The 21,243-nt window shown below is 75.1% G+C and carries 20 protein-coding genes; 9 read left to right on the top strand and 11 right to left on the bottom strand.

Features of this window, described 5'->3' with window-relative positions:
- The first annotated feature begins 213 nt into the window (after positions 1 to 213).
- Positions 214 to 1,107 (top strand): sigma-70 family RNA polymerase sigma factor, encoded by an 894-nt coding sequence (locus ACFY00_RS22935; protein WP_388033336.1) that lies wholly within the window; start codon positions 214 to 216, stop codon positions 1,105 to 1,107.
- 19 nt (positions 1,108 to 1,126) lie between these two features.
- The gene (locus ACFY00_RS22940; RefSeq protein WP_388033337.1) at positions 1,127 to 1,795 is read left to right on the top strand and encodes an NAD(P)-dependent oxidoreductase; all 669 of its coding nucleotides are present in this window, start codon (positions 1,127 to 1,129) and stop codon (positions 1,793 to 1,795) included.
- Between the two features lie 7 nt (positions 1,796 to 1,802).
- On the opposite strand, the gene ACFY00_RS22945 is transcribed toward ACFY00_RS22940, so the two are convergent.
- On the bottom strand, positions 1,803 to 2,987 hold the full coding sequence (locus tag ACFY00_RS22945) for an SMI1/KNR4 family protein (RefSeq protein ID WP_388033338.1): 1,185 nt from the start codon (positions 2,985 to 2,987) through the stop codon (positions 1,803 to 1,805).
- A gap of 67 nt (positions 2,988 to 3,054) precedes the next feature.
- On the opposite strand from ACFY00_RS22945, the gene ACFY00_RS22950 reads away from it, so the two are divergent.
- A complete protein-coding gene (locus tag ACFY00_RS22950) occupies positions 3,055 to 4,011 on the top strand; it encodes a GlxA family transcriptional regulator (protein WP_388033340.1) in 957 nt (318 codons plus the stop codon).
- A gap of 135 nt (positions 4,012 to 4,146) precedes the next feature.
- Complete coding sequence (gap, locus tag ACFY00_RS22955) at positions 4,147 to 5,145, top strand: type I glyceraldehyde-3-phosphate dehydrogenase (protein WP_388033342.1); 999 nt, start codon at positions 4,147 to 4,149, stop codon at positions 5,143 to 5,145.
- A gap of 51 nt (positions 5,146 to 5,196) precedes the next feature.
- Here gap and ACFY00_RS22960 read toward each other — a convergent pair whose 3' ends face one another.
- Positions 5,197 to 5,556 carry a VOC family protein gene (locus ACFY00_RS22960; RefSeq protein WP_285734252.1) on the bottom strand — a complete coding sequence of 120 codons (360 nt, stop codon included), beginning with the start codon at positions 5,554 to 5,556 and terminating at the stop codon, positions 5,197 to 5,199.
- Positions 5,557 to 5,629: 73 nt separating this feature from the next.
- Here ACFY00_RS22960 and ACFY00_RS22965 point away from each other — a divergent pair, with 73 nt between their 5' ends.
- The gene (locus tag ACFY00_RS22965) at positions 5,630 to 6,637 is read left to right on the top strand and encodes a sigma-70 family RNA polymerase sigma factor (protein WP_388033343.1); all 1,008 of its coding nucleotides are present in this window, start codon (positions 5,630 to 5,632) and stop codon (positions 6,635 to 6,637) included.
- 43 nt (positions 6,638 to 6,680) lie between these two features.
- Here ACFY00_RS22965 and ACFY00_RS22970 read toward each other — a convergent pair whose 3' ends face one another.
- Positions 6,681 to 7,109 carry a hypothetical protein gene (locus tag ACFY00_RS22970; RefSeq protein WP_388033344.1) on the bottom strand — a complete coding sequence of 143 codons (429 nt, stop codon included), beginning with the start codon at positions 7,107 to 7,109 and terminating at the stop codon, positions 6,681 to 6,683.
- A 160-nt stretch (positions 7,110 to 7,269) separates the two neighbouring features.
- On the opposite strand from ACFY00_RS22970, the gene ACFY00_RS22975 reads away from it, so the two are divergent.
- Complete coding sequence (locus tag ACFY00_RS22975) at positions 7,270 to 7,848, top strand: SigE family RNA polymerase sigma factor (RefSeq protein ID WP_388033345.1); 579 nt, start codon at positions 7,270 to 7,272, stop codon at positions 7,846 to 7,848.
- Positions 7,845 to 8,705: a hypothetical protein gene (locus ACFY00_RS22980; RefSeq protein WP_388033347.1), complete on the top strand. Its 861-nt coding sequence runs from the start codon at positions 7,845 to 7,847 to the stop codon at positions 8,703 to 8,705. Before ACFY00_RS22975 ends, ACFY00_RS22980 begins: the two co-directional genes overlap by 4 nt.
- Positions 8,706 to 8,716: 11 nt before the next feature.
- Here the strand turns inward: ACFY00_RS22980 and ACFY00_RS22985 are convergent, their stop codons facing one another.
- The 4 genes from ACFY00_RS22985 to ACFY00_RS23000 all read right to left on the bottom strand — a co-directional run bounded on the left by ACFY00_RS22985 (position 8,717) and on the right by ACFY00_RS23000 (position 11,792).
- On the bottom strand, positions 8,717 to 9,103 hold the full coding sequence (locus tag ACFY00_RS22985; RefSeq protein WP_388033348.1) for a hypothetical protein: 387 nt from the start codon (positions 9,101 to 9,103) through the stop codon (positions 8,717 to 8,719).
- 137 nt (positions 9,104 to 9,240) lie between these two features.
- Entirely contained in the window at positions 9,241 to 10,020 is a 780-nt protein-coding gene (locus ACFY00_RS22990; RefSeq protein WP_388033349.1) for an ABC transporter permease, read from the bottom strand.
- Complete coding sequence (locus tag ACFY00_RS22995) at positions 10,017 to 10,994, bottom strand: ATP-binding cassette domain-containing protein (protein ID WP_388033350.1); 978 nt, start codon at positions 10,992 to 10,994, stop codon at positions 10,017 to 10,019. Before ACFY00_RS22995 ends, ACFY00_RS22990 begins: the two co-directional genes overlap by 4 nt.
- 126 nt (positions 10,995 to 11,120) lie before the next feature.
- The gene (locus ACFY00_RS23000; protein ID WP_388033351.1) at positions 11,121 to 11,792 is read right to left on the bottom strand and encodes a DUF4097 family beta strand repeat-containing protein; all 672 of its coding nucleotides are present in this window, start codon (positions 11,790 to 11,792) and stop codon (positions 11,121 to 11,123) included.
- A gap of 246 nt (positions 11,793 to 12,038) precedes the next feature.
- Between ACFY00_RS23000 and ACFY00_RS23005 the strand changes: the two genes are divergently transcribed.
- Positions 12,039 to 12,785 (top strand): helix-turn-helix domain-containing protein, encoded by a 747-nt coding sequence (locus tag ACFY00_RS23005; RefSeq protein WP_388033353.1) that lies wholly within the window; start codon positions 12,039 to 12,041, stop codon positions 12,783 to 12,785.
- A gap of 37 nt (positions 12,786 to 12,822) precedes the next feature.
- On the opposite strand, the gene ACFY00_RS23010 is transcribed toward ACFY00_RS23005, so the two are convergent.
- Together ACFY00_RS23010 and ACFY00_RS23015 are read right to left on the bottom strand one after the other, a co-directional pair.
- Positions 12,823 to 13,680 carry a helix-turn-helix transcriptional regulator gene (locus ACFY00_RS23010; RefSeq protein ID WP_388033354.1) on the bottom strand — a complete coding sequence of 286 codons (858 nt, stop codon included), beginning with the start codon at positions 13,678 to 13,680 and terminating at the stop codon, positions 12,823 to 12,825.
- A 176-nt stretch (positions 13,681 to 13,856) separates the two neighbouring features.
- Positions 13,857 to 15,839 (bottom strand): lamin tail domain-containing protein, encoded by a 1,983-nt coding sequence (locus ACFY00_RS23015; RefSeq protein ID WP_388033356.1) that lies wholly within the window; start codon positions 15,837 to 15,839, stop codon positions 13,857 to 13,859.
- Positions 15,840 to 16,060: 221 nt separating this feature from the next.
- On the opposite strand from ACFY00_RS23015, the gene ACFY00_RS23020 reads away from it, so the two are divergent.
- Entirely contained in the window at positions 16,061 to 17,023 is a 963-nt protein-coding gene (locus ACFY00_RS23020) for a LysR family transcriptional regulator (RefSeq protein WP_388033357.1), read from the top strand.
- Between the two features lie 6 nt (positions 17,024 to 17,029).
- Here ACFY00_RS23020 and ACFY00_RS23025 read toward each other — a convergent pair whose 3' ends face one another.
- Entirely contained in the window at positions 17,030 to 18,274 is a 1,245-nt protein-coding gene (locus ACFY00_RS23025) for a metallophosphoesterase (protein ID WP_388033465.1), read from the bottom strand.
- A 158-nt stretch (positions 18,275 to 18,432) separates the two neighbouring features.
- Entirely contained in the window at positions 18,433 to 21,240 is a 2,808-nt protein-coding gene (locus ACFY00_RS23030; RefSeq protein ID WP_388033359.1) for an ATP-binding protein, read from the bottom strand.
- Positions 21,241 to 21,243: the final 3 nt, after the last annotated feature.

A 21,243-nucleotide genomic window follows, 5' to 3' on the forward strand; every position in this document is an offset into this window, starting at 1 on the left:
ACCGCCCAGCACGCGGGGCAGGCCCACAACACCGGGCCGCCCGGGGAGGGCCTTAATCGCAGGGGCGGACCGCCAGCGGGTGCGGGGGGTCCGGGCCGCCGCGGGCGGCCCGGACCCCCTTTCGCCGTTTTTCTCCGCCCTCCGTGTCACACCCCGGGGGATCCGCCACTCTCGGGGTGCAACCGGAAGCGGAAGACGGAGGAGACGGGCGCGATGGACGAGGCCACCGAGGTGTTCACCGACCACCGGGAACTGCTGTTCTCGATGGTCTACAACCTGCTCGGCACGGTCGCCGACACCGAGGACGTGCTGCAGGAGACCTGGCTCGCCTGGTCCCACCGGCACCGCTCCACCGGGGCCGGGCCGATCCTCCACCCGCGCGCCTACCTGGTGCGCACCGCCGTGAACACCGCCCTGGCCCGGCGCACCGAGATCAGCCGGCGGCGCGAGAGCTACTTCGGGCCCTGGCTGCCCGAGCCGCTGCTGGCCCCGGCCGAGGAGGACCCGGGCGAGCGGGCCGAGGCGGTCTCGATCGCGCTGCTGGTGGTGCTGGAGACGCTCACGCCGCTGGAGCGCGCGGTGTTCGTGCTGCACGAGGTCTTCGGGTACGGCCACCCCGAGACCGCCGCGATCCTCGGCCGCACCCCCGCCGCCGTCCGCCAGCTCGCCCACCGGGCCCGCGAGCACGTCCGCGCCCGGCGCCCCCGCTACCGGGCCGACCCGGCGGTGCGGCGGCAGGCCACCGAACGGTTCGCGGCGGCCGTCGGCGGCGGCGACCTCGACGCGCTGCTGCGGCTGCTCGCCCCCGACGTCACGCTCTGGGCCGACGGCGGCGGCAAGGCGACGGCCGCCGGGGCGCACCCGGTGCACGGCCGCGAGAAGGTCGCCCGGCTGCTGGTCGGCAACGCCGCGCGGGCCCAGGGGGTGCGGGTGCGGTGGGCCACCGCCAACGGCGACCCGTCGGCGGTGCTGTTCATCGGCGAGGCCCCGTTCGCGGTGCTGGTGCTGGACCTCGCGGCGGACGGCGAGCAGGTCGAGGACATCTACTTCGTGACCAACCCGGACAAGCTGCAGGGCGTGAACTCCGTTGCTGCGGAAGAGAACTGAGCGAGACGAGGAGAGAGCGATGAAACTGACCGTGGTGGCCGCGTCCGGAGGGATCGGACGGCAGGTGCTGGAGCAGGCGCTGGCGGGCGGGCACGAGGTGACGGCGGTGGTGCGCGACCCCGGCAAGCTCGGGGAGAGCGGCGCGCGGGTGGTGCGGGCGGACCTGGCGAGCGCCTCCCCGGACGAGCTGCGGGCGGCGGTGGCGGGGGCGGACGCGGTGCTGTCCGGGCTCGGGGCGGTCGGGAAGGCGGGCGTCGGCGTCGCGGAGGCCGGTACGCGGGCCGTGACGGCGGCGATGCGGGCGGAGGGGGTGCGGCGGCTGCTGGTGGTCAGCGCCGCGCCGATCGGCACGGTGGCCTCGCCGCAGCGGCCGCACCCGCCGCGGCACGACCCGGGCGAGGGGCCGGTGATGCGGTACGTGCTGACCCCGGCGATCAAGCGGGTGCTGCGCGCGCACTACGCGGACCTGGCCCGGATGGAGGACGTGGTGCTGGCCGGCGGGCTGGACTGGACGGTGGTGCGCCCGCCCCGGCTCACCGACGGGCCGCTGACCTGCGACTACCGGGTCGCGTACGGGCAGAACCTGCGCGGCGGGTCGAAGGTCTCGCGGGCGGACGTCGCGCACTGCATGCTGCGCGCCGTCGACGACCCGGAGACCGTCGGGCGGATCCTCGGGGTCGCCTACTGACGGCGCCTCACCAGTGGGCGCGGTCGTCGAACGGTTCGAAGACCGCGTACTCCGCCGGGTCGTCGTCCTGGTCGAAGGCGGGCAGACCGGGGGCGTGGAGGGTGCGGCGCAGCCAGGCCAGCAGGACGTCGACCAGGCCGCCCGGCAGGGGCGGGCCCTGGTCGACGTGCCGGGGCAGGACGGTCAGCGGCCAGCGGTCCGGGGCCGGGCCCTCGGTGAGCCAGCCCAGGACGTCGCCGTAGGTGCCGGTGGCGAAGGGCAGGAAGCCGCCGGGCTCCGGCCAGACCGCGAGCGGGTAGTCCTCCGGGAAGTCCTCGCGGAAGATCGGGTAGTCCTCGCAGGTGGTCCGCACGTGTGCGAGGAAGTCGTCGCCCCCCTTGCGCAGCGGGGTGTGGAAGCGCAGGTGGCCGCCCCACTGGCCGGAGCCGTACAGCTCCATCAACGTCCGGTACTCGGCGGGCAGTTCGGTGCCGAGGTCGGCGGCGAGCGAGGCCCAGGTGCGGCCGCTGCCGAGGTAGGGGCGCTCCGGCGGGGTGACCAGGACGCGCAGGGCGGCGAGGCCGGTGCCGGTCTCCAGGGCGAACCGGCGCTGCTCCGGGTCGAGCCGGGGCGGCAGCGGCGGCGGGGGCGTCCACGGGGCGGCGCCGGGGAGGGCGGCGGCCCGGACGGCGGGGCGCGGGCCGATCGGCGGGACGTCCCGTCCGGCGGTGAGGGCCTCCAGCAGGCCGCCGAGGGTCAGGCCGGTGCGGTACCAGCCGGGCGGGCCGCTCTCCCCGCTGCCGTCGTCGACGCACCGGACGACGACCGTCCAGCGCTCCGGGTCGGGGTCGGCGGTGTCCCAGAACAGCCGGCCGGAGCCCCCGGTCTCGCCGAGGGCGAGCAGTCCGCCGGGCTCGGGGTGGACGGCCGGGCGCCGTTCGCCGTGCAGCTCGCGCAGCTCGATCCGGGCGTCGCGGTGCAGCCGGTGCAGCCACTCGCCGTAGTCGAACCGCCCGCCCTGGACGTACGGCCCGAGCACCCGCAGGTGGTCGCCGAGCAGCACCGGCCCGTGCCCGTCGAGCAACTGCCGGTAGTCGGACGGCAGTTCGCGACCGAGCCAGTGCTCGACGGCCGCCCAGTCCACCGGGACCGGCCGGGTCGGGCAGCCGGGCGACTGCTCGGTGCGCGCGGTGACGTGCGCGGCGATGTCCATTCCCGTCCCCTTCCGACGCTGCCCGGCGAGGCTACGACACGGCACGGACGGCGCCTACCCTGTGGGGGTGTCAGCTCCTCGTCTGCGCCGGGTGGCCGTGCTGGTCCTGGACGGCGCCAAACCGCTCGACGTCGGGATCCCCGCGCAGGTGTTCTCCACCCGCGGCAGCATGCCGTACGAGGTGCGGGTGTGCGGGGCCGCGCCCGGGCTGGTCGCGGGCGGGGACGGCCTGTCGTACCACGTGGCGCACGGGCTGGAGGCGCTGGAGTGGGCGGAGTCGGTGTTCGTCCCCGGCTACCGGCACCCCGACCGGGACGACCCGCCGCCCGCCGTGGTCGCCGCGCTGTGCGCCGCGCACGCGCGCGGGGCCCGGCTGGCGGCGATCTCCACCGGGGCGTTCGCGCTGGCCGCGACCGGCCTGCTGGACGGCCGCCGGGCCACCACGCACTGGCACTACACCCGGGCGCTGGCCGCCAAGTACCCGAAGGTGCGGGTGGACGAGAACGTGCTGTTCGTCGACGAGGGCAGCGTGCTCACCTCGGCGGGCGCCGCGTCCGGCATCGACCTGTGCCTGCACGTGCTGCGCGGCGACCTGGGGGTGGCCGCCTCCAACCACACCGCGCGCCGCCTGGTCGCCGCGCCGTACCGCAGCGGCGGCCAGGCGCAGTACGTGCCGCGCAGCGTGCCCGAGCCGGTCGGCGAGCGGTTCGCGGCGACCCGCGAGTGGGCGCTGCACCGGCTGGACGAGCCGCTGACGGTGCGGACGCTGGCCCGGCACGCCGCCGTCTCGCCGCGCACCTTCTCCCGCCGCTTCGTCGAGGACACCGGCTACACCCCGATGCAGTGGGTGCTGCGGGCCCGCGTCGACCTGGCCCGTGAGCTGCTGGAACGCTCCGGGCACAGCGTCGAGCAGATCGCCGCCGAGACCGGCCTGGGCACCGGCGCGAACCTGCGGGCGCACTTCCAGCAGATCCTCGGGACCACGCCCAGCGAGTACCGGCGGACCTTCACCAGGGGCCGGTGACCGCCCTTCCACGGCTGGCACGATCCTTGCGAACAGTGGCACGGGCGCCACTGCCACCGGCCCTCCCGGCGAGCGACAGTGGAAGCACCACCCGGCGGGAACGCCGCGCAAGAGCCGCAGAGAAGGGCACCACCCATGACCCGCATCGCCGTCAACGGATTCGGCCGCATCGGACGCAACGTGCTGCGCGCCCTGCTGGAGCGCGACAGCAAGCTGGAGGTCGTCGCCGTCAACGACCTGACCGAGCCGACCGCGCTCGGCCGACTGCTCGCCTACGACACCACCTCGGGCCGGCTCGGCCGCCCCGTCACCGTCGAGGGCGACACCCTGGTGGTCGACGGCCGCCGGATCAAGGTCCTCGCCGAGCGCGACCCCGCCGACCTGCCCTGGGCCGAGCTCGGCGTCGACATCGTGCTGGAGTCCACCGGCCGGTTCACCTCCGCCGAGGCCGCCCGCGCCCACCTCACCGCGGGCGCGAAGAAGGTCCTGGTCTCCGCCCCGTCCGACGGCGCCGACGTCACCCTCGCCTACGGCGTCAACACCGACGCGTACGACCCGGCCCTGCACACCGTCGTCTCCAACGCCTCCTGCACCACCAACGCGCTCGCCCCGCTGGCCGCCGTCCTCGACGAACTCGCGGGCATCGAGCACGGGTTCATGACCACCGTGCACGCCTACACCCAGGAGCAGAACCTCCAGGACGGCCCGCACCGCGACCCGCGCCGGGCCCGCGCCGCCGCCGTCAACATCGTCCCGACCACCACCGGCGCCGCCAAGGCGATCGGCCTGGTGCTGCCGCAGCTGGACGGCAAGCTGTCCGGCGACTCGATCCGGGTGCCGGTGCCGGTCGGCTCGATCGTCGAGCTGAACACCACCGTCGCCCGCGACGTCACCCGCGAGGAGGTGCTCGCCGCCTACCGCGAGGCCGCGGCGGGCAGGCTGGCGGGCGTGCTGGAGTACTCGGAGGACCCGCTGGTCTCCTCCGACATCACCGGCAACCCGGCGTCCTCGATCTTCGACTCGGAGCTCACCCGGGTCGACGGCCGCCACGTCAAGGTGGTCGCCTGGTACGACAACGAGTGGGGCTTCTCGAACCGGGTCATCGACACCCTGGAGCTGCTCGCCGCGAGCTGACGCCGTTGGTGGGCGGGGGCCCGGGCCGGGAACGGTCCGGGCCCCCGCGCGTCACTTGCCCAGCAGGCCGACCGCGTTGCCGTCCGGGTCGGTGAACACCGCCAGGCGGTCGCCGCCCTGCACCGGCTGCGGCTCCAACCGGCGGGCGCCGCCCAGCTCGACGGCGCGCTCCAGGGCCGCGTCCAGGTCGTCCACCCGGAAGTAGACGGCGAAACCGGTGTACGGGGCCTCCGGCCCGGCCTGCCCGATGCCGCCGGTCGGCCGGCCCTCGCCGTCGTCGCCGACCAGCGCGTACGTCCCGTCCAGGACGTGCACCGGCCAGCCGAACAGCTCGCCGTAGAAGGCGCGGGCGCGCGGCGCGTCGGGGGAGGACAGGTCGAACCAGGCGGCGGTGTGCGGGGGGTTGGTCATCGGTAGCTCCTTCGTTCGGGAACGGAAAGCCGTTCGAAGAGGAGACCGGCGCGGTGCGGCAGAATCGTCGCCCATGAGCGAGGTTTCTCCGGAACGGGACGACCTGGCCCTGGCCCGGGCCGGGGACGGCGCCGCGTTCACCCGGCTGCTGGCCCCGCTGCGCCGCGAGCTGCACGCGCACTGCTACCGGATGCTCGGCTCGGCGCACGACGCGGACGACGCCCTGCAGGAGGCGCTGCTGCGGGCCTGGCGCGGCATCGACCGCTTCGAGGGCCGCAGCTCGCTGCGCGGCTGGCTGTACACCGTCGCCACCCGCACCTGCCTGGACGCCGTCGAGCGGCGCGGCCGACGCGCGCTGCCCGTCGACCTCGGACCGGCCAGCACCCGGGTCGTCCTGGACGGCCGGCCGGACACCGAGACCGCCTGGCTCGGGCCGTACCCCACGCCGGAGGACCCGGCCGAACGCTACGAGCGGTACGAGGCCGTCGAGTTGGCGTTCGTCGCCGCGCTCCAGCAACTGCCCGGCAACCAGCGGGCCGCGCTGCTGCTGTTCGACGTGCTCGGGTTCACCGCCGCCGAGATCGCCGCGCTGATGGACACCACCCCCGGCTCGGTGAACTCCGCGCTGGCCCGGGCCCGCCGCCACCTCGCCACCGCCGCGCCCGCAGCCGGGCAGCAGCACGTCCTGCGCACCCTCGGCGACGCCCGCGTCCGGGAGACCGTCGCCGCGTACCGCACCGCCCTGGAGCGCGGCGACGCGGACGGCCTGGTCGCGCTGCTCACCGAGGACGTCACCTGGGCGATGCCGCCGCTGCCGCACTGGTACCGCGGCCGGGACGCCGTCATGGAGTTCGCCGTCGCCGTCCCGCTCACCCGCTGCCCCAGCTGGCGGACCGTCCCCGTCAGCGCCAACTCCCAACCCGCGGTGGCCTGTTACGTGGGCACCTCGGACGCGGCCGTGCACACCGCCTGGTCGGTCACCGTCCTCGACCTGGCCGCGGACGGCCGGATCGCCGCCCTGACCTCCTTCCTCGGCGCCGAGCACGTCACCGCGTTCGGCCTGCCGGAGCAGTGGGCCTGAGCCGCCACCGGCGCGGGCTGCGGGCCCCGGCCCCGGCCCCGGATCAGGCCGCGGGACGGCGGCGGCTCGCGTACAGGGCGCCGCCCGCGGCGACGGCCAGGCCGACGGCCAGCGGCGTCGCGCGGGGCGGGACGCCGCCGGTGTCGTACGAGGAGCCGTCGACCAGCACGCAGGAGAAGCCGACCACCGGGAACAGGTCGACCCGGTAGTCGACCACCTGCTCGGCGGGCTTCCCGTCGATCCGGCAGGGCAGGGGCGGGGAGGAGTTCGTACCGCCCTCCTCCGCCGAGACGATGCTCCCCAGCAGGGGATCCAGCAGCTGGCCCAGTGCGACGACGGCCGCCCCCGACAGCACCAGGGCCGCCGCCCGCGGCCACCGCCGGTCCCAGGCCGCGCCGACGGCGAACACCAGCAGCGCCAACAGGACCATCCAGGTGGCCGGTGCGAGCAGGATCAGGGCGATGATCTCCACGGTGCGGCCTCCGGGCGGTCGGCGGGAACTCGTCGCCGACAGGACCGCGGGGGAGGGCGGTTCGGTTCCGCGCAGGGTGGCGCGGACCGCCCGGCGGAGCCCGGAACGGAACGGTGCGAGGGCTGACAACCTTTCACCGGGGCCCGGACGTCTGGTCGGTGTGAGCCGAGAAACCGAGGACGACGCCTACGCCGCTTTCGTCGCGACCGCCTGGCCCCGGCACCTGCGCACCGCGATCCTGATCGCGGGCGACCGGCACCGGGGCGAGGAGCTGCTCCAGGACTGCCTGGTCAAGCTGTACGTGCGCTGGCGACGGATGCGGACCGACGATCCGCACGCCTACCTGCGGCGGATGCTGGTCAACAACCACATCAGCTGGTGGCGGCGTCGCCGCCGGGAACTGCTCATCGCCGAACCGCCGGACGGGCCCTCCGGCGGTGCGGCGGGGACGGAGGACTCCGACGAGCTGTACCGCGCGCTGCGCGAACTCGCGCCCAGACAACGGGCGGTGGTCGTGCTGCGGCACTTCGAGGACCTGACGGAGAAGGACACCGCCGCGGTCCTCGGGTGCTCGGTCGGCACCGTCAAGAGCCAGCACTCCCGGGCGATGGCCCGGCTGCGCACCGTCCTGGCCGGCAACCCGTCCGGGGACGAGGAGAGCTCCGAGGACCCGGCGGGGAGCCACGCGCCGTATCAGCCGAAGAACCGATGGAAGAACCAGGAGAGTGCCGCCCGATGAACGACACCGAGCACCAGGAGATGTCCCGCGCGCTGCGGGAGCTGGCCGACCGGCACGGCCCCGCCGGACCCGCCCCGGTCACCGAACTGCTGCACCGCGGCCGCCGCCGCCGCGGGCTGCGCACCACCGCCGTCACCGGCAGCGTCGCCGCCGTCGCCGCGGTCGCGGTGTTCGGCGGGATCGCTCTCTCGGGCGGGCCGGCCACGACCGGCGCCGGTCCGGCCGCGTCCGCCTCCGCCTCCTCCGCCTCCTCCGCGTCCGCCTCCGCCTCCGGGGCGTCCGGCGGGGCGGTCCGGCCGGGGCCGGCCAGCGGGGCGGAGATCGCCGCGCTGCTCAAGGACCGCCTCCCGCAGGGCTACCGGGCGGACGGCGAGCCGTCCGTGATCGAGGACAGGGCCGCCGACCTGAGCCAGATCGAGAAGCAGCTCACCGAGGAGCAGAAGAAGCGGGCCGCCGAGCAGGGCGGACTCCCCGGGCGGCTCCTGGGCGGCGGTCAGATCGGCGCCGGGTACACCGTCGTCAAGGGGTCGAAGACCGGCACCGTGCAGCTCACCATCAACCGCGGGACGGGCCACCGGGCACCGGCCGCGTGCGACATCAAGGGCTGCAGCATCACGAAGCAGCCGGACGGCGGCACCGTGGTGCTCTACCTCCCGCCCGCCGCGGCGGGCGGCGAGCAGGTCTGGCAGGCGACCCTCTACCGCACCGACGGCACCATGGTCGAGGCCGGGTCGGGCACCGTCCCGCTGCCCGGCCGCGGCCAGGAGCTGTACGCCGGACCGCCCGTGCTGGACGGCCAGCAGCTCACCGCGCTCGTCCTCGACCCGGTCTGGGGCCAGGGGGCGTCCGGCCACTGATCCGGGGCCGGTCAGAGCCCCGACTCCCACCAGCGGTGGGGCGGGCCACCGGCCGGAACCAGGTACCGGCGGCGGAGGATCTCCTCGTCCAACGCCCGTACCAGCAGCAGTAGTTCATGTGCGGCACGAGTCGGCAGCGCATGCACCGCCCGCTCCAGGACATCCCGCGCCTCTGCGGGCTCGGGGCAGCAGGCCGGTTGACCGCAGCGGTCCCGGTAGAGCGGCGGCAGGCTGAGCCCGGGCGCCCGGGCGATCGACTCCCAGCGCCGCAGCGCCACCTCCACGGCACCCGCCTCCCACCGCTCCCGCTCCAGTCGGGCCGGCGCGGCGTGCGCCGGGCCGGAGAGCCGGCCGATCCGCGAGTACCCGCGCGGCGGGCCCCAACCCCGCGGCGGCACCCGGAGGTCCGAGGGGCGCCTACGCGGCACGGCCCTTTCGACGGTTCGTCATCCCCTCACCTTGTCGGACACCAGTGGTGTCGGACAAGCGGTTTGACGTGCCGTCGAAAGGGCCGGGGGCGGTGCGGGGAAGGGGGTTACTTCGGGTCGCGGTCGAACTGGGCGCGGGACCAGCGGTAGCCGAGGACGGTGAGGCCGAGGCACCAGAGCAGGGCGATCCACCAGTCGTTGCCGATGTGGGTGCCGAGCAGCAGGCCGCGCAGGGTCTCGATGGCGGGGGTGAAGGGCTGGTACTGGGCGATCGGCTGGAACCAGCCGGGCATCGAGTGCAGCGGGACGAAGGCGCTGGAGATCATCGGCAGCAGGATCAGCGGCATCGCGGCGTTGCTGGCGGCCTCCGCGTTGGGGCTGCCCAGGCCCATGCCGACGGCGATCCAGGTCAGGGCGAGGGAGAACAGGGCGAGCAGCCCGAACGCGGCCAGCCACTCCAGGGCGGTGGCGCCGTGCGGGCGGAACCCGACGGCCGCTCCGACCAGGCCGACCAGCACCACGCTGGCCACCGACTGCAGCACGCTGCCGGCCACCCGGCCGAAGAGCACCGAGTCGCGGTGGATCGCCATGGTGCGGAAGCGGGCGACGATGCCCTCGTTCATGTCGGTGGCCATCGACACGGCGGTGCCGATCACGGTCGAGCCGACGGTCATCAGCAGGATGCCGGGCACCAGGTAGGAGACGTAGGCGGAGCGGCCCGCGCCGCCGCTCATCGCGCCGCCGAAGATGTAGACGAACAGCAGGAGCAGCATCACCGGGGTGAGCAGCAGGTTCAGGGTGAGCGACGGGTAGCGGCGGGCGTGCAGCAGGTTGCGCCGCAGCATGGTGGACGAGTCGCGGACGGCGAGGGCGAGTTGGCTGCTCATCGGGCGTTCTCCTCAAAGGCGTCGGTGGCGGTGCCGGTCTGCGCGGGGATGGCGGGGGCGCCGGTGAGGGCGAAGAAGACGTCGTCGAGGTCGGGGGTGTGGACGGTGAGTTCGTCGGCCTCGGCCCCGGCGGTGTCGAGGCGGTCCAGGACGGAGCGCAGGGCGCGCTGGCTGCCGTCGCTGGGGACGTCGAGGGTCAGGGCGTCGTCGTCGCGGGCGGCCTCGGGCAGGGCGTCGGCGGCGGCGCGGTGGGTGGCGGGGTCGGTGAAGCGCAGGCGGACGTGGCCGCCGGGGACGAGGCGCTTGAGTTCCGCGGCGGTGCCCTCGGCGGCGATGGTGCCGTCGTGCAGGACGGCGATCCGGTCGGCGAGCTGGTCGGCCTCCTCCAGGTACTGGGTGGTGAGGAAGACGGTGGTGCCGTCGGCGACCAGCTGCCTGATGACCTGCCACATGGTGTGGCGGCTGCGGGGGTCGAGGCCGGTGGTGGGCTCGTCGAGGAAGATGATCCTGGGGTCGCCGACCAGGGTCATGGCGATGTCGAGGCGTCGTTTCATGCCGCCGGAGTAGGTGGAGGCGGGCTTGCCGGCGGCGTCGGTGAGGTCGAAGCGGGCCAGCAGCTCGGCGGCGACCCTGCGGCCCTCGGCCTTGGGCAGGTGGTGCAGGTCGGCCATCAGCAGCATGTTCTCGGTGCCGGTGATCAGGCCGTCGACGGCGGAGAACTGCCCGGTGACGCCGATCGCGGCGCGGACCTGCTGCGGTGCGGTGGCCAGGTCGTGGCCGCCGACGCTCACCTGTCCGGCGTCGGGGCGGACCAGGGTGGAGAGGATCTTGACGGCGGTGGTCTTGCCGGCCCCGTTCGGGCCGAGCAGGGCGAAGACGCTGCCGGTGGGGACGGCGAGGTCGACGCCGTCCAGCACGGTCTTGTCGCCGTAGGACTTGCGCAGCCCGCTCGCCGCGATGGCCAAGCCGGTCATGGGGTGCTCCCTGTGGAGGTGGGGTGGTGGGGTGGGTGGCGCAGGCGGTGCCGGTGCTGCGGGGCGGGGCGGCGCCGCCTCGGCGGGCGGCGCCGGTGCCGCGAATGGACGGATGGGGCGGGCGGGTCAGGCGGCGGTGGCGGCGGAGATGTCGCCGTGCGCGGTGGTGGCGCGGATGGTGACCGCGGGGGCGTCGTCGGCGTTGCGCAGGGCGTTGTGGATGCGGCCGTGGCCGGTGCCCGCGTCCAGCGCGGCGGAGACGCCGCGGGCCACGCCGACCGAGATCGAGCCGGACCGGGTGGTGAGGTCGAGCGGGCCGCGCACCGCCTCGGTGACGGTCAGGTCGCCGCGCTGGGTGCTGAGGCCGCCGGGGCCGGTGAGGCGGCCGACCTCGATGCTGCCGTCCTGCAGGGTGAGGCTGGCGGCGGAGGCCTCGTCGAGCTTCACGCTGCCCCGGGCGCTCTCGAAGGAGACGTCGCCGAGCCGTCCCACGCCCCGGAGCCGGGCGTCCGCGCTCTTCGCCTCGACCTTCGAGCCGGAGGGCAGCCGCACGGTGACCTCCAGCGCGCCGGACGGGCCGATCAGGCGGTGCGCGGCGGAGTCGGTGACGATCCGCAGCACGCCGTCGACGTAGCTGACCTCGGTCTGCTCGACGGCCTTCGCGTCGCGGCCCTTGGCCGGGTCGGCGGGCCGCAGGTCGACCACGGTGTCGGTGCGGTCGGCGGCGATGAAGTGGACCAGACCGGCCGGGACGTCCAGGACGACGGTGACCGGGGCGGGGGTGTCGAACTTCTGCACGGTGTGCTCCCTGTGGGTTCCGGGTGGTGCGCTGCTTCGTTTCTGACGTTGGAAACGCTACGTTGCGTTCAAGGATCAGGCAACGTGCTTGTTGCAATTGAAATGCATAACAGCAGGTGGGAGCGGGTAAATCGTTGCAATGATTCTGAAGATAACGCAACGTCAGAAGTGCGATTCGTTGCAATGGAGTGAAGCTGAACGCTATGCTGGACGCGGAAACGCCACATGTCGCAGAAGGGGGCCCCGATGCCGGGAGGCAGGCTCACCCAGCAGGAACGCCAGCAGATCGCCCTGGGCCTGGCCGAGGACCTCGCCTACGCGGAGATCGCCCGCCGGATCGACCGTCCGACCTCCACCGTCACCCGCGAGGTCATGCGCAACGGCGGCCCGACCGGCTACCGGGCCGACCTCGCGCACCGCGCCGCCGAGCGCCGCGCCCACCGCCGGGCCGCACCGGCCCGCGGCCCGCTCCCGGCCGACCGCTCGGCCGACCGTCCGGCCGACGGGCGCGACCCCGCGGCGGTGGACGCCTTCGAGGAGGCGATCACCACCGTCTTCATGCACTCCGGCATGAGCCGGATGCCCGCCCGGGTGCTGGCCGCGCTGCTGCTCACCGACTCCGGCAGCCTGACCGCCACCGAACTCTCCCGGCGCCTGCAGGTCAGCCCGGCGTCGGTGTCCAAGGCGGTGGCCTTCCTGGACGAGCAGTCGATGGTCCGCCGGGAGCGCGACGAGCGCCGCCGCGAGCGCTACCTGGTGGACGACGAGATCTGGTACCAGTCCGCGGTGGCGAGCGCCCACGCCAACACCGCGGTGGCCGCCACCGCCCGCCAGGGCGTCGCCGTCCTCGGTCCGGCCAGCCCCGCCGGGGCGCGACTGGAGAACGTGGCCCGGTTCCTCGACTACCTCTCCGAAGGACTGCTGCGGGCGGCCGAGCAGGCGCGCGAGGTGCTCTCCAGCAAGCCGGCCGGGGCGGAGCAGGCCGACCGCTGACCTCCGACACCGCGTCCGAGTGCTACCCGGCGGCTGTTCAGCGGTGGCTGCGGTGCGCGGTCGCCGGGCCGATCTCCCGCAGCCGGGCCAGTGCGTCCAGGCTGCCGGTGGCGTCGGGCGGGGGCGTGAACAGGCGCAGCCGCTGGTCCGCGGCCTGGGTCTGCAGCAGCTCGTAGTCGAACTCGATCGGCCCGACGTCCGGGTGGCGCACCCGCAGCCGACTCGTCCGGCGCACCGCGACCTCGTGCCGCTGCCAGAGCCCGGCGAACTCCTCGCTGGCCGCGGTCAGCCGGTCGACCAGGGCGCGGGCGGGCGGGTCGAAGCCGCGGCGGGTGGCGGCGGCGCGCAGCTCCGCGGCGTGCAGGCGGCCGAGCGGTTCGCGCTCGTCGGCGGGGTACGCCTCCCGGACGGACGGCTCGGTGAACCACCGCCAGACGATGTTGCGGTCCGGCGCGGCGACCGTGCACACGCAGCCGAACAGGGCCTCGGCCAGGGCGTTCTGGAGCAGCAGGTCGCCGAGGTCGGTGAGCAGTTGGGCGGGCGTGTCGCCGAGCCGGTCGAGCAGGTAGCGCAGCGCGGGGCGGACGTGCTGCCCGGCGGTCGGGCCCTCCGGCGGGCGGTGGCCCGCGAGCAGGTGCAGGTGGTCGCGCTCGTCGCCGGTCAGCTGCAGGGCCCGGGCGAGCGCGCCCAGCAACTGGGGCGAGGGCTGCGAGCTGCGGGCCTGTTCGAGCCGCATCACGTAGTCGGCCGACACCCCGGCGAGTTGGGCGAGTTCCTCCCGCCGCAGGCCGGGCGTGCGGCGCCGGGGCCCGTCGGGCAGTCCGGCGTCCTGCGGCCGCAGCCGTTCGCGGGAGCGGCGGAGGAAGTCCGCCAGTCCGACCCGGTCCATCTGCATGCCGTCCATCCTGCGCCGCCGGGGGTGCTCTCCGCAGCACTCCGGCGGAATGTGCTCCGCCGGGATTCGTTCCGGCGGGTCTTCGGCGGTGCGGGCACCGGGAGTTGCGGGGACGCGGCCGGGCCCCGGCCGCGGGGTGCGGTCGGGGCCCGGACGGTGAGCTCGGTGGCGGTCCGTCAGCAGGGGAACGTCCCGCTGTAGAGGGCGTGCCCGTACGCGGGGGTGCCGGAGCCGGAGCCGTAGATGCCGTCGTCGCTCCAGACCGCCTCGCGGAAGCCGTTCGCGCAGGTGGAGGTCGGTGCGAGGGCGAAGCCCTCCAGGTTGTCGACCGGCATCACAGCGGGGTTGGTGTAGGTCACGTCCGGGACGATCGCGCCGGAGGCGTTGACCTTCAGGAAGGTGTGGGTCTCGCCGCAGGTGTTGTCGCAGGTGGCGACGATGCGCTGGGTGCCCGCGTCGTAGGTCACGTCCATCACGCCCGGCTTGCCGGTGGAGACGGTGCCGAAGGTGGTGAAGCTGCCGTCCGAGTTGAGGCCGTAGACGTGCAGGGTGCCGTCGTACTCCAGACCGGCGAAGAACAGGCCGCCGCCGTGCAGCGGGTAGTCGGCCGGGTCGTAGGCGGCGCCGGTCAGCGGGTCGGTCCAGCCGTTGGCGGTCAGCCAGCCGTCGGGGATGAAGCCGACGCCCTCGAAGCCGAGGTTGGCGTCGTCCTTGCTGCCGGTGTTCAGCTGCGGGAACTGCGCCGTCATGTCCCACTGGTGCAGCGGGGTGAGGACGCTGCCGGTGGCGGCCGGGTCGAACTCCATGACGGTGTCCTTCGGCACGGTGTTGTTGCTGTTGTCGCGCTCGGAGGTCACGTAGAGGTGGCCGTTGCCGCCGACGGTCAGGCCCTCGGAGTCGGGCTGGCCGGTACCGCCCGCGAAGCGGATCTGCTTGCCGGTCGCGCTCCAGGTCGCGTCCGGGACCCACTTGCCGTTGATCTTGACCAGCTTGTACAGCCAGTTCTTGTTCTTGGCGGCCCACAGCACGGACGGGTCGGCCGGGTCGAAGGCCAGCCCGCTGACGTCGCGGCCCTCGGGGCCGGTGGAGGTGGTGAACGCGCAGACGTTGTCGGCGATGGTGACGTCGAGGCCGCCGGGCCAGGACAGGGTGCCGGACGGGGTGGCGCCGGTGCCGCTCGGGGCCTCCGGGGTGCAGCCGCTGGTGAGCGAGCCGCCGCCGCCGAGCAGGTGGCCGGTGCCGCCCGTGCCGCCGCCGCCCGTGCCGCCGCCGGGGGTGCTGCCGGAGCAGGAGTTCACGGCGCCGAAGGTGGCGTTCGCGGAGGTCTGGAAGCCGGTGGCGCAGCGCTCGTCGGAGGGCGAGGCGCCCGCGGCGGCCCAGGTGGTCGAGTCGACGGTGTTGCCGCTGCCGTCGAGCAGGAACAGCGAGTCGTTGCCGCCCAGGCCGATGGTCGAGTTGAACGTGACGTAGCCGCCCGCCGGGATGCTGGTCGCGCTCGGCGCGGAGGAGGAGATCGACGCCGCGCCGTGCGAGGTGTCGCCGTCCACGTACTTCCACGAGCCGATGCTGACGGCGCTGGTGCCGCCGTTGTACAGCTCGACGGTGTCGGAACCGTCCGAGCCGACCTCGTTGACCACCACCTTGCTCGCGGCCGGGACGCTCGCCGGGCAGCCCGCCGCGTTCGCCGCACCGAAGGTCGTGGCGGTGGTGGTGGTCACCCACGCGCCGGTGCCGTCGCCGCCGCAGCGCGCCATCGCGGGCTTGGCCGCGTTGGTGGCCCAGTCGACCCGGTCGACCACCGTGCCGCCGGAGGTGTAGATCACCACCTTGTCCGAATCGCCCAACCCCTTGGGCGAGTTGAAGGTGACGAAGCCGCCCGCCGGGATGCTGCTCGCGGACGGGCTGAAGGACTGCGGGGAGAAGCCGTCGTCGGCCATCTTCCAGCCGCTGATGCTCACCGCCGTCGGGCCGCTGTTGTAGAGCTCCACGGTGTCGTTGCCGGAGGAGGTGACCTCGTTGATGCGCACGTTCTGGTACCCGGCCGGGTCCGCGGCAGCGGCGGGCTGCGCGGCGAGCAGGCCGGTGACGAGCAGGCCGGAGAAGGTCAGGGACGCGGCGCACACGGAGGCGACGCCGACACGCGAGTGTGAGTTGGGCACGGGCCGGAACTCTGGCGACCCGACGTGGAAACGGCGTGTACGCGGGCTGAATCCCGGGCCCTCCCCGCCGGAACGCCAGGTGCGCGGGGAACGGTTCGCGCCAATCCTCTTCGGGAGCTTCCGCACAACTTTTGGTTGTGTAGGTGGCGGGCGTTTTCGCAGTTCGTTCCACCCGGGACCGAGCTGGCCACAACCTGGCATTGTTCAGTAGGGTGGCCGCCATGGACCTCGAAGCCGTGCGCACCTACGTCGCCGTCGCGGAGGCGGGCCAGTTCCAGAAGGCCGCGACCGACCTGGCGATCACCCAGCAGGCCGTCTCCAAGCGCATCGCGGGCCTCGAACGCGACCTCGGCGTCCGGTTGTTCGCCCGCACCCCGCGCGGCGCCGAACCTACCGTCGACGGCCAGGCCTTCCTGCCGCACGCCCGCGAACTGCTCCGGGCCGCCGAGCGCGCCGCCGCCTCCGTCCGGCCCGGCGGCCGACCGCTGCGGGTGGACGTGATCAACTCGCGCGGCGCGGCCTCCCGGCTGATGCGGGCCTTCCACCGCGCCCACCCCGGCGTCGAGTTGGACATCGTCATGCTGCTGGACATCGAGAGCGCCGTCGCCGCCCTGCGCTCCGGCGCCGTCGACGCCTCCTTCCGGGCCGTCGCCGCGCCCGGCCTCCCGCTGCCCGAGGACCTCACCGCCACCCGGGTCGTCGACGAACCGCTCGACCTGCTCACCGGCCCCGGCCACGCGCTGGCCGCCGCCCGCTCGGTCCGGCTCGCCGACCTCGCCGGGCACCGGATCTGGATGCCCGGCATCCTCCCCGGCAGCGAGTGGGGCGCCTACTACGCTGCGCTGGCCGCCGAGTTCGGCCTCACCATCGAGTCCACCGGCCCCAACTTCGGCTCCGACGCCCTGCTCGACACCATCGCCGACACCCCCGCCCTGGCCACCTTCATGGGCGAGGACACCCGCCTGGTCTGGCCCACGACGTACGGACTGCGCCGCATCCCGGTCACCGACCCCGTCCCGGTCTACCCGCACTCGCTGCTCCAGCACCGGGACAACCCGCACCCCGCCCTCCCGGCCCTGCACGCCCACCTGGCGGCGGCCGCGAGCCCGGCCGCGCCCGGCGCCTGGGTTCCGGACTGGGTCCCGAACTGGGGTCCGAACTGTGTTCCGGGCTCGGCGAGTTGAGGGCCGCTACGCGGTGGCGCCGCCTGCGCGGAGGGTCAGCAGGGTGATCTCGCTCGGGGCGAAGACCCGGAACGGCGGGCCCCAGAAGCCGGTGCCGCGGCTGGTGTACAGCTGGGTCCGCTCGCCGTGGCGGCTCAGGCCCTGCACCACCGGCTGGTCCAGCCGGACCAGGTAGCGGAACGGCCAGATCTGGCCGCCGTGGGTGTGCCCGGAGAGCTGCAGGTCGATCCCGGCGGCCGCGGCCCGCGGGACGTACTTGGGCTGGTGGGCGACCAGCAGCACCGGTAGCTGCGGGTCGGCACCGGCCAGGGCGGCGTCCAGGTCGGCCCGGTGCCCGGTGAGGCCGGAGGAGGCCGCGGTCACGTCGTCCACCCCGGCCAGGACCAGGGCGTCCCCGTCGCGCCCGACCAGCACGTGGCGGTTGTGCAGGGCCTCCCAGCCGAGCTCCGCCATCCGGTCCAGCCAGCCCTGGGCCTCGCTGCCGTACTCGTGGTTGCCGGTCACGTACACCCGGGCCAGCCGGGCCCGGACCGCGCCGAGCGGGGCGGCCTGCTCGCGGCGCTGCTCGGGCGTGCCGTCCGCGATGTCGCCCGCGTGCACCACCACGTCCGGGTCCAGCGCGTTGACCGCCGCGGTGACCCGAGCGGACCAGGCCGCCCGGTCGATCGGCCCGTAGTGGGTGTCGGCCAGCAGCACGACCCGGGTGCCGTCCAGGCCGCGGCCGAGCCGGGGCAGGTGGACGTCCAGCCGCCGGACCCGGGGCACCCGCATCGCCTCGTGGTGGCCCCAGGTCAGCAGGACGGCCGCCAGCAGGAGCACGGCCGCCGCGACCAGCCGGGCCCGGCCGGTGCCGCCGACGCCGAACCCGGCCAGCAGCGCGTCCGCCAGGGCGCCCAGCACCGAGCAGGTCCACAGCACCCACACCACGCCGAGGCTGGTGTCCGCGATCCGCGCGGCCCGGTCGTTGCGCGAGCGCGAGCGGTGCCCCGCCACCATCAGGAACGGGAAGCCCACCAGCCAGGCCGCCAGCACGGCCGTGCCCGCCAGCACCACCGGCAGCGGCCAACCGGTGCCGGCCGCGAGCAGCGTCCACCACGGCGGCAGGCACAGCACCACCAGCACGAGCACCAGCACCGCCAGCCGCCGCGCCACCGCCCGCCGGGGCGTCCCGCCGCGGCCCGGGCCCGGCCTCGCGGCGGCCGTTCGCTGCTCGGGGAGCTGCGTGGTGCCGGGGCCGGGACCGGGGCTGATGTCGGGGCCGGGGCTGGTGCCTGGGCCGTCGACGGTCTCGCTGTTCGCCACTGCGGTGCCTCCTCCTGTGCCGTGCCGTGCCGTGTCGTGTCGTGTCGTGTCGTGTCGTGCGCTGCGCCGTGCTGGGCGTTTCTTCCCGTCCTCCGGTGCGGGCCGGGTCAGAAGGGGATCCGGGCCAGTTCCGTACGGGAGGCGATGCCGAGTTTCGCGTACGTGTGGGAGAGGTGGTAGCCCGCGGTGCGGGGGCTGATGAACAGGCGGCTGCCGATGTCCTTGTTGCTGAGGCCCTCCGCGGCCAGCCGGGCGACCTGGAGTTCCTGCGGGGTCAGTTGGTCCAGCGGGCCGGGCGCGGCGGCCTGGGCGGTGCTGTCGCCGGTGGCGCGCAGTTCGCCGCGGGCGCGTTCGGTCCACGGGTGGGCGGCGAGTTGCTCGAACGCGTGCAGGGCGGCCCGTAGTTGGGTGCGGGCCTCGGTGGTGCGGCGCAGGCGGCGCAGGCGCTCGCCGTACAGCAGCCGGGTACGGGCGAGGTCGTAGGGGGAGCCGCCGCCCTGCCCGTGCAGTCGGACGGCCTCCTCGTAGTGCGCGACGGCGGTCTCGGGGTCGTCGGCGAGCAGTGCGCGGCAGCGCAGCGCCAGGGCCTCGGCCCAGGGGTGGCCGCCGAGGGCGGCGTGGTCCCGGTACCAGGTCGCGGCGTCCCGGCCGTGGTCGGGGCGGTCGAGGCGGGCGGCGGCTTCGACGAGGTCGGGCAGGGCGGCGATGATGCCCTGCCGGTCGGGGGAGGCGGCGAGGGCGGTGAGCCGGTCCAGGGCGGCTTCGGTGCGGCCGAGACCCAGGTCGAGGAGGGCCAGTGCGGTGCCCGCGTGCACGGTGGACGGGGCGATCCCGCGGGCCAGCGCTTCTTCGGTGTGGGCCCGGCAGGCGTCCTCGTCACCGCGCACGGCGGCCAGGTGTGCCAGGACGGTCGCGAGGTAGACCCGGACCCGGGTCTGTCCGCTGTCCTCGGCCGAGCGCAGTCCGTCGGTAGCGGTGCTGAGCGCGTCGCGGTGTCGTCCCAGCATCAACTGGGTTCGTGCCAACAGCATTTGGGCCACCGCCAGGACGCCGAGCGCTCCGGTCTCCCGGCAGCGGCGCTCCACCGCGGCGGCCAGGTCGCGGGCCTGCTCGATCCGCCCGTCGAACAGGTGCCACCAGCCCACCCGCACGGTCTCGCGCAGGACGGCGGGGGAGTCCGACCCGTCTGCGGCGCGAGTGGGTTCGACGTCGGTGGAGGCGGTGGGCGGGGTGCCGGACCCGTCCGTGCCGTCGAGGAGTTCGCGGACGGCGGCGGCGCTGTCGGCGAGCGGGGAGCGTTCCAGGCGGTGCTGTCCGGCGGCGAGCCGGGCGAGTGCGGCGATCCGGTCGGCGCCGGGCAGGGCGAGTGCGGCGGCCCGTTCGGCGCTCCGCTCGATCGCCTGCTGGTCGCCCGCGTGCCAGGCGGCCTGGGCGGCCTGGAACAGCAGGGCGCCCGCCAGTTCCGGGTCGGCGGTCCCGGCTTCCCGGGCGGCTTCGGTGAACATCGCGTGGGCTTCGCGGGAGCGGTCCTGCTCGTCGGCGACGAGGGCGCGCAGTCGCACCGCCCGGGCCCGGCGCACCGGGTCGGCCAGGTGCGCCACGGCTTCCAGGGCCAGGGCGTCCGCCAGTTCCAGCTGTCCGGAGTCGGCGGCTGCGGAGGCGGCCTCGAACAGGCGGCGGCCGCGTTCGGCGGGGTCGGCGGTGAGCTCGGCGGAGCGCCGGTAGGTGGCCGCGACGGTGGCGAACGCACCCCGGGAGCGGGCGTGTTCGGCGCTCCGCTCCAGCAGGCGGGCCGCCTCGGGATCGGGCCCGGTCGCGGCCGCGGCCAGGTGCCAGGCCCGCTGCCGGGCCCGGTCGGGGTCGTCCGGGTGCGTCCCGGCGGGCCCGACGGACTCGGCGAGCGCCCGGTGGGCGGCGATCCGGCGGCCCGCGGTGGCGCCCTGGTAGACGGCGGCGCGGATCACCGAGTGCCGGAACCGGACCCGTCCGTCCTCGACCGTCACCAGCCGGGCCCGTTCCGCGGCCTCCAGGTCGTCCAGTCCGGCGTCCAGTCGTCCGGCCGCGGCCAGGACGGCGTCCAGTCGGCCGTTCTCGTCGGCCGCCGCGATCAGCAGCACCGTCCGGGTGGCGGGCGGCAGGGCGGCCACGGTCTCGGTGAACGTCCGCAGCAGGCGGCTGTGCGCGGGCAGGCAGGCGACTCCGTACGGGGACGCGTAGTGCTCCGACTGCCTTTGTGCGGCGGGGAGTTCGAGCAGGGCCAGCGGGTTGCCCAGGGCCTCCCGGAGTACCAGCGCCCGGGCCGGGGCGGGCAGTTCGGCCGCTCCCGGGGCCGCGGCCAGCACCAGTTCCGCGGCGGCTCCGTCGAGCGGGCCCACTGGCAGCTCGGGGAGCCCCGGCGCGTCCGGTCCTTCGCCCTCGCGCCCGGCCAGCAGGACGGCGACCTGCTCCGCGCCGAGCCGCCGGGCCGCGAACAGCAGCACCTGCAGTGACTCCGCGTCCAGTTGGTGCGCGTCGTCCACGATCGCCAACACCGGTTGCTCGGCAGCCAGTTCGGACAGCAGGGTGAGCACCCCGAGCCCGGCCAGGAAGCGGTCGCCGGGCGCCGGGCCCGTCTGCAGGCCGAGTGCCCCCCGCAGGGCTCCGGCCTGTGCCCCGGGCAGCGAGCCGATCCGGTCCAGTGCCCCCGAGAGCAGCAAGTGCAGCCCGGAGAAGGGAAGTTCGCTCTCACCTTCGACGCCCGCGCTGCGCAGCACCCGCATGTCCCGCTGTCCGCCCCGCTCCGCGGCGTAGTCGAGCAGCGCGCTCTTGCCGATGCCCGGCTCGCCCCGTAGAACCAGCGCCCCGCCGCGCCCCTCCCGGGCGTCGTCGAGCAACCGGTCGATCGCGGCGGTCTCCGTCGTGCGTCCGTGCAGCATGCG

This window comes from Kitasatospora sp. NPDC001540, from assembly GCF_042894345.1.
Taxonomy (GTDB): Bacteria; Actinomycetota; Actinomycetes; order Streptomycetales; family Streptomycetaceae; genus Kitasatospora; species Kitasatospora phosalacinea_C.

Excerpts from the sequence above, each read along its gene's own strand:
- ACFY00_RS22935 (WP_388033336.1), top strand. The coding sequence starts at position 214 with ATGGACGAGGCCACCGAGGTGTTCACCGACCACCGGGAACTGCTGTTC.
- ACFY00_RS22940 (WP_388033337.1), top strand. The coding sequence starts at position 1,127 with ATGAAACTGACCGTGGTGGCCGCGTCCGGAGGGATCGGACGGCAGGTG.
- ACFY00_RS22945 (WP_388033338.1), bottom strand. The coding sequence starts at position 2,987 with ATGGACATCGCCGCGCACGTCACCGCGCGCACCGAGCAGTCGCCCGGC.
- gap (WP_388033342.1), top strand. The coding sequence starts at position 4,147 with ATGACCCGCATCGCCGTCAACGGATTCGGCCGCATCGGACGCAACGTG.
- ACFY00_RS22960 (WP_285734252.1), bottom strand. The coding sequence starts at position 5,556 with ATGACCAACCCCCCGCACACCGCCGCCTGGTTCGACCTGTCCTCCCCC.
- ACFY00_RS22965 (WP_388033343.1), top strand. The coding sequence starts at position 5,630 with ATGAGCGAGGTTTCTCCGGAACGGGACGACCTGGCCCTGGCCCGGGCC.
- ACFY00_RS22980 (WP_388033347.1), top strand. The coding sequence starts at position 7,845 with ATGAACGACACCGAGCACCAGGAGATGTCCCGCGCGCTGCGGGAGCTG.
- ACFY00_RS22990 (WP_388033349.1), bottom strand. The coding sequence starts at position 10,020 with ATGAGCAGCCAACTCGCCCTCGCCGTCCGCGACTCGTCCACCATGCTG.
- ACFY00_RS22995 (WP_388033350.1), bottom strand. The coding sequence starts at position 10,994 with ATGACCGGCTTGGCCATCGCGGCGAGCGGGCTGCGCAAGTCCTACGGC.
- ACFY00_RS23005 (WP_388033353.1), top strand. The coding sequence starts at position 12,039 with ATGCCGGGAGGCAGGCTCACCCAGCAGGAACGCCAGCAGATCGCCCTG.
- ACFY00_RS23010 (WP_388033354.1), bottom strand. The coding sequence starts at position 13,680 with ATGCAGATGGACCGGGTCGGACTGGCGGACTTCCTCCGCCGCTCCCGC.
- ACFY00_RS23020 (WP_388033357.1), top strand. The coding sequence starts at position 16,061 with ATGGACCTCGAAGCCGTGCGCACCTACGTCGCCGTCGCGGAGGCGGGC.
- ACFY00_RS23030 (WP_388033359.1), bottom strand. The coding sequence starts at position 21,240 with ATGCTGCACGGACGCACGACGGAGACCGCCGCGATCGACCGGTTGCTC.